Below are 13,442 nucleotides of genomic sequence, written 5' to 3' on the forward strand. Positions count from 1 at the left end.
CGTCAGGCTGAGGCAATGCCCGGACTCGCCGCTCTCTTCGGATTGACCGCGCTGCTGTATGCGGCGGTCGGTTTCGGTGGCGGGTCGACGTACACTGCGCTGCTGCTCTTGGGCGGTGTCGCGGTCGGGCTCGTCCCGGCGATCAGCCTCGCGTGCAATGTCGTCGTCGTCACCGGCGGGACGATCCGCTTCGCGCGCGCCGGAGTGATGCCGTGGGCCAAGGCGCTTCCCCTGGTCGTCGTCGCGGCGCCGCTCGCCTTTCTTGGCGGGCTGACCCCGGTGAAACAGGGCGTGCTCGTCATTCTGCTCGGCGTGTCGCTGCTCGCCTCGGCCATCGCGCTGCTGTTCCAGCCGCAGACCGCGAAGCCCGTCGAGCTGTCGCCCAAGCTGTTGCTGCCGATCGCCGCGGCGATCGGCTACCTTGCGGGCGTCGTCGGCATCGGTGGCGGTATCTTCCTCGCGCCGATCCTCCACCTCATCCGCTGGGCCGAGGCGCGCAGTGTCGCCGCGACCGCCAGCCTGTTCATCCTCGTCAACAGCCTGTTCGGGCTGACCGGCCAGCTGATCAAGGGCAAGGGCGCCGAGATGATCGACGCGGTCGCCGGGCACTGGCCGCTGCTCGTCGCGGTGCTGATCGGCGGCGCGGTTGGTACCCAGCTCGCGGTCAAGACCGGGCCCGCGACGCTGATCCGGCGGCTGACAGCGCTGCTCGTCGGCTTTGTGGCATTGCGCCTGCTCTTTGGTTTTTAAGGGCTTTCAGCGCTCTTGCCTTCCGGCGTGTCAGTGCTAGCATCACCCAACAAGCTTGGCGGCCGCGTAGCCTACAAGCGACGCAGCAGGCAGGGATGACCCGGGCCGCGCACCGCGCGCGGCCGGACCGAAGGTATGTTGCGTGGAAAGGGCTGGGGCATTCCTTTTTTCGACGAGATGACGGGACATGGGGGCGAGGTCCGATCGCCCTACCGCGATTATCATGACTGGTTCGATCGTGAGGATGCGGCCCGCATCCAGCGCAAGGCGCAGCAGGCCGAGGCCTTTTTTCGTACCACCGGCATCACCTTCAACGTCTATGGCGAGGATGAGGCCGACGAGCGGCTGATCCCGTTCGACGTCGTCCCGCGCATCATCTCGGCGGGCGAATGGCGCCGCCTGTCGCGCGGGATCGAACAGCGCGTGCGCGCCCTCAACGCCTTCCTCCACGATATCTACCACCGGCAGGAAATCCTTCGCGCCGGCCGCGTGCCGGTCAATCTCATCTCGCGCAACGAGGCCTTCCTGCCGATGATGATGGGTATGGACCCGCCGGGCGGCGTCTATACACATATCAGCGGCATCGACATCGTCCGCACCGGGCCGAATGAATATTATGTGCTCGAGGATAATGCGCGCACACCATCGGGCGTGTCGTACATGCTCGAGAATCGCGAGACGATGCTCCAGATGTTTCCCGAGCTGTTCGCGAAAATATCGGTGCGCGAGGTCAGCGACTATCCGCTCAACCTCTTGAAGTCGCTCTCGGCCTGCGCCCCGCCGAAGTGCAACGGCACGCCGACGGTCGCGGTGTTGACCCCCGGCATCCACAACAGCGCCTATTTCGAGCACAGCTTCATCGCCGACCAGATGGGCGCCGAGCTGGTCGAGGGGCATGACCTGCGCGTCGTCGACGGCCGCGTCGCGATGCGCACGACGCAGGGCTATACGCCGATCGACGTCATCTATCGCCGCGTCGATGACGATTTCCTCGACCCGCTCAATTTCCGGCCCGATTCGATGCTCGGCGTGCCGGGCATCTGGGACGTCTATCGCGCCGGCGGGATCACGATCGCCAACGCGCCGGGTACCGGGATCGCCGACGACAAGGCGCTCTACAGCTACATGCCCGACATCATCGAATTCTATACGGGCGAGAAGGCGCTGCTGCCCAATGTGCCGACGTGGCGCTGCAGCGATCCCGACCATCTGAGGGAGGTGCTGGAACGGCTGCCCGAACTGGTCGTGAAGGAAGTCCACGGCTCGGGCGGCTACGGCATGCTCGTCGGCCCGGCTGCAAGCAGGAAGGAGGTGGCCGCCTTCCGCAAGAAGCTGGAGGCGAACCCCGGCAATTATATCGCGCAGCCGACGCTGTCGCTCTCGACCGTCCCGATCTTCACCAAGGCGGGGCTGGCACCGCGGCACGTCGACCTTCGGCCCTTCGTGCTGATGTCGCCGCAGGGGATCACGATCACGCCCGGCGGGCTGACGCGCGTCGCGATGACCAAGGGGTCGCTGGTCGTCAATTCGAGCCAGGGCGGCGGCACCAAAGACACCTGGGTATTGGAAGACTGATGCTCGGGAAAACGGCAGGATCGCTGTTCTGGATGGCGCGCTACCTCGAGCGCAGCGAGAATAATGCGCGGCTGATCGACGCGGGCTTCCGCATCGCGCTGACGCGGTCGAGCACCGCGGCGGCCGAATGGCGCTCGGTGCTCGTCACCGCGGGACAGGATGTCCGGTTCCGTCAGGCGCATCAGGACTATCATTCGCAACGCGTCGTCGATTTCATGCTGCGCGACCCGGCCAATCCGTCGAGTATATTATCGGTGGTCAAGCAGGCGCGCGACAATGCGCGCACGGCGCGCACCTATCTCACCCGCGAAGTATGGGAGGCGGTCAACACCAGCTGGATGGCGCTCGGCGCGCAGCTCAAGCGGCAGGTGCGTGAGGACGATCTGCCCGATGTGCTCGCGGCGATCCGCCAGAACAATGCCCTTGTCCGCGGGGCCTTTTCGGGCACGATGCTGCGCAACGACGGCTATAATTTCGCGCGGCTCGGCACCTTCCTCGAACGCGCCGACAACACCGCGCGCATCCTCGACGTCAAATATTATCTGCTGCTGCCGTCGGTTGCGCATATCGGCACCTCGATCGACAATGTGCAGTGGGAGACGATCCTGCGCTCGGTGTCGGCGCACCGCGCCTATCACTGGCTCTACGGTACCGAGATCAGCGCGCTCAAGATCGCCGAATTCCTGATCCTCTACAAACAGATGCCGCGCAGTCTTGCTTTCTGCTGCGACCAGATGAACGACAATCTAGGCCTGCTCCAGCGCGCCTATGGCGTGGAGACCGACGCGATCCGCATGGGTTCGTCGATGTGCCGCGAACGCCTGTCGCGCCCGATCGGGTCGATCTTCGACGGCGGGCTGCACGAATTCATCACCGACTTCCTTCGCGCCAACGCCGCGCTCGCGCAGCAGATCGAGCGCGACTACCGGTTTGTGGAATGACGATGAAACTGCGTGTCGAACATACCACCCATTATCAGTACGACAGCCCGGTTCGCTACGCGCTGCAGCAGCTCAAGCTGACGCCGAAGGAGCGACCCGGACAACAGCTGATCCACAACTGGACGATCGAGATCGACGGCGGTTCGCAGCAGCTCCATTATACCGACCATCACGGCAATGGCGTCGACCTGATCGCTGTCGACAGCGGCGCGAGCGAGCTTGTCATCCGCTGCGCCGGCGAGGTCGAACTGGTGACGTGGGACGGGGTGATCGGCCCGCATCGCGGGCCGATGCCGCTGTGGGGCTTCCTGCGCCGCACGCCGCTGACGCGGCCGGGACGCGGGGTGCGCGCGCTGGTATCCTCGCTGGGCCGCGATTTTGCATCGGATATCGAGCGCGCGCACGCGCTGTCGGCGCTGATCCTCGAAAAACTGCCGTACCGGATCGGCGTGACCGATGCCGAAACGACGGCTGAGACCGCGCTCTCTGGCGAGGGCGGCGTGTGTCAGGACCACACCCATATCTTCATTTCGGCAATGCGGCAGCTCGGGCACCCGGCGCGCTATGTCTCGGGCTATCTGATGATGAACGACCGGACGCATCAGGATGCGACGCACGCCTGGGCCGAGGCCCATTTCGACAACATTGGCTGGATCGGTTTCGACGTCAGCAACGGCCATTCTCCGGATCGCCGTTACATCCGCGTCGCGACCGGGCTCGACTATCGCGATGCGGCCCCGGTTCGCGGGATGCGTTATGGTGCAGCGCAAGAAAATCTGGTTGTCCAATTGCAGGTCCAGCAATAAGCGGGCTGCGGGCGATCAGAATAATCCGGGGCGGGAAACGGGATTCGATGACTTATTGCGTTGGCATGCGTTTGAACAAGGGGCTGGTGTTCATGTCGGACACCCGCACCAATGCCGGCGTCGACGATATCTCGCAGGTCCGCAAGATGCGCAGCTGGCATGTGCCGGGCGAGCGCGTGATCACCCTGATGTCGGCGGGCAACCTCGCAACGACGCAAGCGGTCGTCAGCTTGCTCGACGAGCGCACCAAGGCCCCCGAGGAACGGCATCCCTCGATCCTCGCCGCGCCGTCGATGTTCGCGGTCGCGACGATCGTCGGCGAGACGCTACGTCAGATCGTGATGCGCCACAATGACGAGGGGCCGGCGGCGGAGTCGCTGTTCCGCGCGTCGCTGATCGTCGGCGGGCAGATCAAGGGCGCCGAGCCGCGGCTGTTCCTGGTCTATCCCGAAGGCAATTTCATCGAGGCGGGGGAGGATAATCCCTTCTTCCAGATCGGCGAAACGAAATACGGCCGGCCGATCATCGTGCGCTCCTATGATCCCGCGATGTCGTTCGAGGATGCGGTGAAATTGCTGTGTGTCTCGTTCGATTCGACGATCCGCGCCAATGCCGGCGTCGACCTGCCGATCGACCTCAAAGTGCACGAGCGCGACGATTTCACTACGGTCCGCGAACGTCGTTTCGAGCGCAACGATCCCTATTTCGAAAGCGTCGCCGACGGCTGGGCCGAGGCGCTGGGAATCGCGCTGGCGGAGCTTCCCGACTTTCATTTCTGATCCCGGCCGGCAATCGCAGGCTCGCGCCGCTAACGAAAAAGAAATGGCCCGGAAGGTGCGTAACCTTCCGGGCCTTGTTGCTCCGGCCGTCAGGGAGGGGGGAGGAGCGGCCGGAACTGGGGTCGCTCCCTCTATGGCGCCCGCCGCTCCGCCGCTCAATCATACCAAAGCATGATGCGGCCTATCCGGGGACTGCGGCCGATATTGTCAGCGGTTCTTTCGTCCTTCGATCAGCCCGTCGACGAGGCTCGGGTCGGCGAGCGTCGACGTGTCGCCGAGCGATCCGAAATCATTTTCCGCGATCTTGCGCAGGATGCGGCGCATGATCTTGCCCGAGCGCGTCTTGGGCAGCCCCGGGGTCAGGTGGATATGGTCGGGGGTCGCGATCGGGCCGATTTCCTTGCGGACCTGCTGCTTGAGCGCCGCGACGATCGCGTCGGTGGCCTCGACCCCTGCGTTCAATGTGACATAGGCGTAGATGCCCTGACCCTTGATGTCGTGCGGGAAGCCGACGACCGCGGCCTCGGCGACATCCTCGTGCAGGACGAGCGCGCTTTCGACCTCGGCGGTGCCCATGCGGTGGCCCGAGACGTTGATCACATCGTCGACGCGGCCGGTGATGCGCCAATAGCCGTCGGCGTCGCGGCGGCAGCCGTCGCCGGTGAAATATTTGCCCTTGTAGGTCGAGAAATAGGTCTCGGCAAAGCGGCCGTGGTCGCCGTAGATCGTGCGGGCCTGTCCGGGCCAGCTGTGCGTGATGCAGAGGTTACCTTCCGCCGCGCCGCCCGTTTCTTCGCAGACGAGCGTGTTGCCCTCGGCGTCGACGAGTTCGGGGCGGATGCCAAAGAAGGGCTTGCCCGCGCTGCCAGGCTGCATCGCGTGCGCGCCGGGTAGGGTGGTGATCATGATCCCGCCGGTCTCGGTCTGCCACCAGGTGTCGATCACGGGGACGCGGCCTTTGCCGACAATCTGGTGATACCACCGCCATGCCTCGGGATTGATCGGTTCGCCGACGCTGCCGAGCAGGCGGATCGATGACAGGTCGTGGCGCGTGACATAATCGTCGCCCTCGCGCATCAGCGCGCGGATTGCCGTCGGCGCGGTGTAGAGAATATTGACGCGATGCTTGTCGACGACCTGCCAGAAGCGGTCGTGGTCGGGGTAGTTGGGAATCCCCTCGAACATCAAGGTCGTCGCGCCATTCTGCAGCGGGCCATAAACGACATAGCTGTGTCCGGTGACCCAGCCGATGTCGGCGCTGCACCAGAAGATCTCGCCGGGGCGATAGTCGAAGCCGTACCAGAAGGTCGTCGCGGTCCAGACGCTGTAGCCGCCGACGGTATGCAGTACGCCCTTGGGCTTGCCGGTGGAGCCCGAGGTGTAGAGGATGAACAGCGGGTCTTCGGCATTCATCGGCTCGCACGGACAGTCTGCGCCGACGTCGGCCGACAGCGCGTCGTACCAATGGTCGCGGCCTTCTTTCATCGCGACGTCGCCGCCGGTGTGCGCGATGACGAGCACCGCCTTCACATCGACGCGTTCGAGCGCCTTGTCGACATTGGCCTTGAGCGGCACGGTCTTGCCGCCGCGCAGGCCCTCGTCGGCGCAGATCACCCAGTCGCTCGCGCAATCCTCGATGCGGCCGTGGATTGCCTCGGGCGAGAAGCCGCCGAACACGACGCTGTGCACCGCGCCGATGCGCGCGCAGGCGAGCATCGCGACCGCGCCCTCGGGGATCATCGGCATATAGATGGTGACGCGGTCGCCCTTCTTGACGCCCATCTTCTTGAGCGTGTTCGCCATGCGGATGACGTCGGCGAGCAGCGCGGCGTAGCTGATCGTCCGCGTCTCGCCGTCGGGGGCGTCGGGTTCGAAGATGATCGCGGTGTGCATCCCGTGGCCCGCGGCGACATGGCGGTCGAGCGCATTGTGACAGAGGTTGAGGACGCCGTCCTCATACCAATTGATTTCGACGGGGCCGTAGGACCAGTTGCCGATTTTCGTCGGCGGTGTGATCCAGTCGAGACGCCTGGCCTGTTCGGCCCAGAAGCTGTCGGGATCGCTCACGCTCTGCGCATAGAGGCGGTCGTAGTCGGCGGCGGTGCAATGCGTGTTCGCGGCGGCGTCGGCGGGGACGGGGACCAAAGGTTCGGAGGGGGGTAGGTCGGACACGTCTGATTCTCCCGCTTTCGATTTGACTCGGTTGCTGGCTGCGATAACCCGCGAGCCACAAACTGCAAGGGCGGTCGCCCTTATACGGAAGGATGGATGATGGCCGGGATCGGCGAAGAAGTAGCGCATTTGTTGGACGCGCTGGGTGTCGACAGGGCGGCGTGGACTGACGGATCAATGCCGTCGCACTCGCCGCTGACCGGCGAGCACGTCGCGTCGGTGCGCGTCGCCGACGCCGCCGATATCGATGCGGCGCTGAACCAGGCGAGCGCGGCGTTTCGTGCGTGGCGGAACGTTCCCGCCCCGCGTCGCGGCGAACTGGTGCGGCTTTTCGGCGACGAATTGCGGGCCGCCAAGGACGATCTGGCGAAGCTGGTGACGATCGAGGCGGGCAAGATCCCGTCCGAGGGCGCGGGCGAGGTGCAAGAGATGATCGACATCTGCGACTTCGCGGTCGGGCTGTCGCGCCAGCTATACGGCCTGACGATCGCGACCGAGCGGCCGGGGCACCGGATGATGGAGGTCTGGCATCCGCTGGGCGTCGTCGGGGTGATTTCGGCGTTCAACTTTCCGGTCGCGGTGTGGGCGTGGAACGCGGCGCTTGCACTGGTGTGCGGCAACAGCGTGGTGTGGAAACCGTCGGAAAAGACGCCGCTGACCGCGCTCGCGACGCAGGCGATTTTCGAGCGCGCGGTGGCGCGTTTCGGCGATGCGCCCGCGGGGCTGTCTCAGCTGCTGATCGGCGGGCGTGAGGCTGGCGAGGCGCTGGTCGACGACGCGCGCGTTGCGCTGGTCTCGGCAACCGGATCGACGCGGATGGGCCGCGCCGTGGCGCCGCGATTGGCTAAGCGTTTCGCCCGCGCGATCCTCGAGCTTGGCGGCAACAACGGCGTGATCGTCGCGCCTTCGGCCGACCTCGACCTGGCGCTGCGCGGCGTCGCCTTCGGGGCGATGGGAACTGCGGGGCAGCGCTGCACGACGACGCGGCGGCTGTTTCTTCATGACGGCATCTATGACGGTTTCGTGGCGAAGCTTAAGGCCGCCTATGCCAGCGCGGGTGTCGGCAATCCGCTGGAGGGCGAGGTTCTCGTCGGGCCGCTGATCGATCGGGCCGCTTATGAGAGGATGCAGGAGGCACTGGGTGCGGCAGAGGCAGCGGGCGGGGTGGTGCACGGCGGCGAGCGCGTCGGCGAGGGCGCCAGCTTCTATGTGAAGCCCGCGCTTGTCGAGATGCCGGGGCAGGTCGGGCCGGTGCTCGAAGAGACCTTCGCGCCGATCCTCTACGTCATGCGCTACTACGACCTCGATGCCGTGATCGGGCTGCACAATGACGTCGCGGCCGGGCTGTCGTCGGCGATCTTCACCACCGACATGCGCGAGGCCGAGCGGTTTCTGGCCGCGAGCGACTGCGGCATCGCGAACGTTAACCTTGGCACCTCGGGCGCCGAGATCGGCGGCGCATTCGGGGGCGAAAAGGAAACCGGCGGCGGGCGCGAGAGCGGTTCGGACAGCTGGCGCCAATATATGCGCCGCGCGACGAATACGGTGAATTATTCTGACGCGCTGCCGCTCGCGCAGGGGGTTTCGTTCGAGATTTAGCTTCCGAAAAGCCGGTCCAAAATTTCCGTTCGCATCGAGCGAAGTCGAGACGCCCATCGGAGTGGTGCGAGGCCGACAGGTGTCTCGACTTCGCTCGACACGAACGGAATAGAGGTTGGATCAGATTGACCGCCAACCGAAGCCTTCCTCCAACGCCACAATCTGCCCTGCCGTGCCCACCGGCTCGGCCTTGCCATCAGTCAAGAACGCCAGCATCGCCGCGTCGGTCACATCAACATGCGCCAGTGTGCGTGCGCCTTCGGGCGTGCGCGCCACCACGACACCCGCTTTCGGACTGCCGTCACGGTCGTAAAAGACCGTGTAGCTCTCGATCGTCGCCGGCCCCGCATAATCCTCGATCAATTCAGGCACCGGTCGACGCTTCGTTTCCGCCTCGGCCTGATAGTCGAAATCCTGCGGAAAACTCGCCGCCGCGATCGGCTCGCTGCCCAGCACGATGCAATGATTGTCGGTTGCGAAGCCGCCATTGGCGAACAGGAATCCATAGCGGCCTCCGCGGCGGAGTTTCTCCACCATCGAGACGATCGCATGGCTCATATAATTGGCGATCGGGCCGCCGCCGAAGGTCAGCCCGCCGAACACCGTTGCGGGCCGGTCGGCGGGCCAGCCGAGCGTGCGCCGCGCCATCTTGGGCACGCAGGGGAAGCAGCTGTAGAGTTCGACATAGTCGAAATCGCCGACCGCCATGCCATTCAGCTCAAGCGTGCGATTGATCGACGTCTCCATGCTCACGCTGCCGTCGTAGCGGTCGCGGTGGAGGATGCTTGCGGGCTCCTTCGCCGCCGCGCCCATCCCGACATAGATCAGCCGGTCCTCGGCGATGCCGCGACGGCGCGCTTGAGCAAGGCTCGCGACGAGGAAGCCCGCGCCCTGGTTTACCGACGAATTGGCGACCATCAGCTTCGAATAGGGGAAGGCAATCGGGCGGTTGCGCTCGTCGACGCGGAGGATGTCATCGGGCGTCGCGGGTTTACGAATCCATGCGCCGTCGTTCGCGGCCGCGATCTCCGAAAAGCGCGACCAGATTTCCGCGCTCTCGGCCTGAGCCTCGATCAGGCTTTGCCCCCATGCGGCGCGCGTAGCATTTTCATAAAGCGGATAGACATCGACCGGCGCCGCAAGGCCGTGCTTCTGTGCATAATTCGGTTCGCGCCGCGTCGCGACCTTGCGGATCGCATTATAGCTCTTGTCCTCGCCGCTCGCGGCCTTGGCGGCGCGGCCGGCGGCGGTGCGCAGCGCCTCGGCGCCGACGATCGCGGCGAGCTTGACCTCGCCCGCGCCGATGCGATTTGCGGCTTCGTTGAGCAGCCGGACCGGCGTGTCGCCGTGTGGCGCAGCCGACTGGTAGTTGATCGCCGGGTTCGCACCGATCGCGGCGGCGAGCGGCTCGGGGAGCTTGCCGAGGCTGTGAAAGCTGATCTGGTCGACGATCGCCAGGCTGTCGATGTCGGTCAGCGAGACGCCCGCATCTTGTGCCGCGACGTTCAGCGCGGCGATCATGAGGCCAAGCGAGTCCAATCCCCGATCGGGATCGTCGGGCCGGTCGTTGACCTGCCCGACGCCGATGATGACAGGAATGCGCTCGGGATCGGCAAGGCTCATATCAGCGCGCCTTCCATTCGGGCTTGCGCTTCTGCGCGAAGGCGAGCGGGCCTTCGCGGGCGTCTTCGCTGCGCATAAGCACACTGCGTTCCCGGGTATTGTGCTCCCAATAGGGCGCGTCGGCCGGGATACGGCCATCCTGAATCCCGAGCGCAACGCGCTTCGATGCTTGCACCGACAGTGGCGCATTGGCGGCGATCTTCCCGGCGAGTGCGATTGCAGTGGGCATCAACTCGGCGAGCGGGACAACATGATTGACGAGGCCGAATTCGGCAGCGCGTGCGGCGGGGATCGGGTCGCCGGTCAGCATATATTCCATCGCGAGCTTGCGCGGTAGTTGCTGGGCAAGGCGGAACGCGCCGCCCGCCGCAGCGAACAGCCCGACCTTGACCTCGGGCAGGCCGAATTGCGCATGATCGGCCGCGACGATGATGTCGCTCATCAGCGCGATCTCGCAGCCGCCGCCAAAGGCGAAGCCGTTCACCGCGGCGATGATCGGCTTCGAGATCGGGTGGGACACCATGCCCGCAAAGCCCCACGCCTGCTGCGCCGGATCGTCGGGTGCGAGACTTTCGCCTCGCGACAGCGCGACGAGGTCGGCGCCAGCGCAGAAGCTCTTGTCGCCGGCGCCGGTGATGACAACGGCGCGGATTTCGGGGTCGGCCTCCGCGGTCTCGAGCGCCGTGCCGATGCCGATATGCACCGCGGCGTTGACCGCGTTGCGCGCCTCGGGCCGGTTGATCGTGACGATCAGGACATGGCCGCGGCGTTCGGTCAGGATGGTGGTATCGGTCATCGCGAATCTCTCCCTTTCGGGCGAGTATCGCGGGTGGTTGACGTTTACGTCAACTGGAAAGGGTGGCTGTGCAAATAGGCTGTGTGCTCCCGCGAAGGCGGGAGCCCATCACCGGTCGGCGCCACTTCGAACCGACAGAAGATGGATCCCCGCCTTCGCGGGGACACACCATTATAATAGGTTGCGCAGAATTAAATCGACTGGCCCGTCTTTGCCCAATCCGCCAGGAAGCCTTCGATGCCTTTTTCGGTGAGGATGTGCTTGAAGAGGCCCTTGATGACCGACGGCGGCGCAGTCATCACGTCGGCGCCGATCTTCGCGGCTTCGAGCACATGGATGCCGTGGCGCACGCTCGCGACGAGGATTTCGGTTTCATAGGCGTAATTGTCGTAGATGAGCCGGATGTCGGCGATCAGTTGCATGCCGTCGAAACCATTGTCGTCGTGGCGGCCCACAAAGGGAGAGACGAAGGTTGCGCCCGCCTTCGCGGCGAGCAGCGCCTGCGCTGCCGAGAAGCAGAGCGTGACGTTGACCATCGTTCCGTCGTCGGTCAGCGCCTTGCAGGTCTTGAGCCCGTCGATCGTCAGCGGCACCTTGATGCAGACATTGTCGGCGATCTTCCGGAGGATTTCGGCTTCCTTCATCATCGTTTCGTGGTCGAGCGCGACGACCTCGGCTGACACCGGACCATCGACGATGGCGCATATTTCCTTGGTCACTTCCTTGAAGTCGCGGCCCGACTTGGCGATCAGCGACGGGTTGGTGGTGACCCCGTCGAGCAGGCCGGTCGCGGCGAGTTCCCGGATGTCGGCGATTTCGGCGGTGTCGGCGAAGAATTTCATGGCGCGGGCGTTCCTTTTGGGAAGGTGATTCGGATGCTGGCGATCCCCTATAGCCCTTTCCTCGTCATTGCGAGCGAAGCGAAGCAATCCAGAGTTGCGTAAGTCGCCCTGGATTGCTTCGCTTCGCTCGCAATGACGATGTCATTATCTTCTAGCGTTCGTTCTTTGTTCCCGTTAAGCGAGGCCATGATGGCCAAAGCGAAACGTCAATATGTCTGCCAGAATTGCGGATCGGTCTCGTACCGCTGGCAGGGACAGTGCGCCGACTGCAACGAGTGGAACACGCTCGTCGAGGAGGCCGGCGAGACGGCTTTTTCGGCGAAGCATGACCTGAGCCGGGGCGGGCGGACGCTGACGCTCGAAACGCTCGACGTGCATAGCCCGATGCCCGAACGCATGCTGTGCGGAATCGCCGAGTTCGACCGCGCGCTCGGCGGCGGGTTCGTCGCGGGATCGGCGACGCTGATCGGCGGCGATCCGGGGATCGGCAAGTCGACGTTGCTTTTGCAGGCGGCGGGACGGCTCGCGAAGGCGGGCAAGTCGGTCGTCTATATCAGCGGCGAGGAAGCCGCGGGGCAGGTGCGGCTGCGGGCGCAGCGGCTGGGGCTCGGCGATGCGCCGGTTGCGCTCGCCAGTGCGACGTCGGTGCGCGATATTCTCGCGACGCTCGACAGCCGGACCGCCGATTTCGTCGTGATCGACTCGATCCAGACGATGCACAGCGACCTGATCGACAGCGCGCCGGGCACGGTCAGCCAGGTGCGCGCCAGCGCGCAGGAGCTGATCCGCTACGCCAAAGACAGCGGCGCCGCGATCGTGCTCGTCGGGCATGTCACCAAGGACGGAACGATTGCGGGGCCGCGCGTCCTTGAACATATGGTCGACACCGTGCTCGCATTCGAGGGCGAGCGCAGCCACCAATATCGCATCCTCCGCGCCGTGAAGAACCGCTTCGGGGGTACCGACGAGATCGGGGTGTTCGCGATGGGCGAGGAGGGTCTGGGCGAGGTCGCCAATCCGTCGAGCCTGTTCCTGACCGACCGCAGCTGCGACGTGCCGGGTTCGGTCGTTTTCCCCGCGCTGGAAGGGACGCGCCCGGTGCTCGTCGAGGTGCAGGCGCTGACCGTCCGGCTGGCAAGCGGGGCGACGCCGCGGCGCGCGGTCGTCGGCTGGGACAGCGGGCGGCTGGCGATGGTGCTGGCGGTGCTGGAGGCGCGCTGCGGGCTGCAGATGGGCGGGGCCGAAGTCTATCTCAACATCGCGGGCGGCTACCGGCTGACCGACCCGGCCGCCGATTTGGCGGTCGCGGCGGCGCTGATCTCGGCCTTCAGCGAGCGGCCGGTGCCCGCCGACGCGATCGTCTTCGGCGAGCTGTCGCTGTCGGGCGAGGTGCGCCCCGTTTCGCACGATGCGTTGCGTCTGCGCGAAGCGGCGAAGCTCGGTTTTTCAAGGGGCTGGGGCCCAAAGGGGATGAAGGGCGTGAACGGGATCGGCGTCACCGGCTTCGGCCGGCTCGGCGAACTCGTTGACCTGATGCTCGGGCGCGACTAGCGACCGGC

Annotated in this window: 11 protein-coding genes; 7 read left to right on the forward strand and 4 right to left on the reverse strand. The window is 65.4% G+C overall.

All coding sequences use genetic code 11. The features are described from left to right. Nucleotides 1-15: 15 nt before the first annotated feature. The 5 genes from QOL79_RS01615 to QOL79_RS01635 all read left to right on the forward strand — a co-directional run bounded on the left by QOL79_RS01615 (nucleotide 16) and on the right by QOL79_RS01635 (nucleotide 4,851). A complete protein-coding gene (locus tag QOL79_RS01615) occupies nucleotides 16-750 on the forward strand; it encodes a sulfite exporter TauE/SafE family protein (RefSeq protein WP_282946447.1) in 735 nt (244 codons plus the stop codon). Between the two features lie 135 nt (nucleotides 751-885). Next, on the forward strand, nucleotides 886-2,325 hold the full coding sequence (locus tag QOL79_RS01620) for a circularly permuted type 2 ATP-grasp protein (protein WP_282946449.1): 1,440 nt from the start codon (nucleotides 886-888) through the stop codon (nucleotides 2,323-2,325). Then, entirely contained in the window at nucleotides 2,325-3,266 is a 942-nt protein-coding gene (locus QOL79_RS01625; protein WP_058457023.1) for an alpha-E domain-containing protein, read from the forward strand. Before QOL79_RS01620 ends, QOL79_RS01625 begins: the two co-directional genes overlap by 1 nt. Beyond that, nucleotides 3,263-4,072: a transglutaminase family protein gene (locus QOL79_RS01630; RefSeq protein WP_349306407.1), complete on the forward strand. Its 810-nt coding sequence runs from the start codon at nucleotides 3,263-3,265 to the stop codon at nucleotides 4,070-4,072. The genes QOL79_RS01625 and QOL79_RS01630 overlap by 4 nt, the downstream gene beginning before the upstream one ends. A gap of 47 nt (nucleotides 4,073-4,119) precedes the next feature. Then, a complete protein-coding gene (locus QOL79_RS01635; protein WP_215355205.1) occupies nucleotides 4,120-4,851 on the forward strand; it encodes a proteasome-type protease in 732 nt (243 codons plus the stop codon). A 207-nt stretch (nucleotides 4,852-5,058) separates the two neighbouring features. Here QOL79_RS01635 and acs read toward each other — a convergent pair whose 3' ends face one another. After that, complete coding sequence (gene acs, locus QOL79_RS01640; protein WP_283418411.1) at nucleotides 5,059-7,023, reverse strand: acetate--CoA ligase; 1,965 nt, start codon at nucleotides 7,021-7,023, stop codon at nucleotides 5,059-5,061. 96 nt (nucleotides 7,024-7,119) lie between these two features. Here acs and amaB point away from each other — a divergent pair, with 96 nt between their 5' ends. Beyond that, nucleotides 7,120-8,622, forward strand: coding sequence for an L-piperidine-6-carboxylate dehydrogenase (gene amaB, locus QOL79_RS01645; RefSeq protein ID WP_283418412.1), 1,503 nt, complete (start codon nucleotides 7,120-7,122; stop codon nucleotides 8,620-8,622). 120 nt (nucleotides 8,623-8,742) lie between these two features. Here amaB and QOL79_RS01650 read toward each other — a convergent pair whose 3' ends face one another. The 3 genes from QOL79_RS01650 to fsa form a co-directional block, all read right to left on the reverse strand. Then, the gene (locus tag QOL79_RS01650) at nucleotides 8,743-10,245 is read right to left on the reverse strand and encodes an acetyl-CoA acetyltransferase (RefSeq protein WP_282946460.1); all 1,503 of its coding nucleotides are present in this window, start codon (nucleotides 10,243-10,245) and stop codon (nucleotides 8,743-8,745) included. A gap of 1 nt (nucleotide 10,246) precedes the next feature. After that, entirely contained in the window at nucleotides 10,247-11,041 is a 795-nt protein-coding gene (locus QOL79_RS01655) for an enoyl-CoA hydratase-related protein (RefSeq protein WP_204993377.1), read from the reverse strand. A 191-nt stretch (nucleotides 11,042-11,232) separates the two neighbouring features. Then, nucleotides 11,233-11,883 carry a fructose-6-phosphate aldolase gene (fsa, locus tag QOL79_RS01660; RefSeq protein WP_283418413.1) on the reverse strand — a complete coding sequence of 217 codons (651 nt, stop codon included), beginning with the start codon at nucleotides 11,881-11,883 and terminating at the stop codon, nucleotides 11,233-11,235. Nucleotides 11,884-12,072: 189 nt separating this feature from the next. Here fsa and radA point away from each other — a divergent pair, with 189 nt between their 5' ends. Further along, nucleotides 12,073-13,434 carry a DNA repair protein RadA gene (gene radA, locus QOL79_RS01665; protein WP_283419026.1) on the forward strand — a complete coding sequence of 454 codons (1,362 nt, stop codon included), beginning with the start codon at nucleotides 12,073-12,075 and terminating at the stop codon, nucleotides 13,432-13,434. Nucleotides 13,435-13,442 lie beyond the last annotated feature (8 nt).

It is taken from the genome of Sphingopyxis sp. Geo48 (assembly GCF_949769155.1).
Lineage (GTDB): Bacteria > Pseudomonadota > Alphaproteobacteria > Sphingomonadales > Sphingomonadaceae > Sphingopyxis.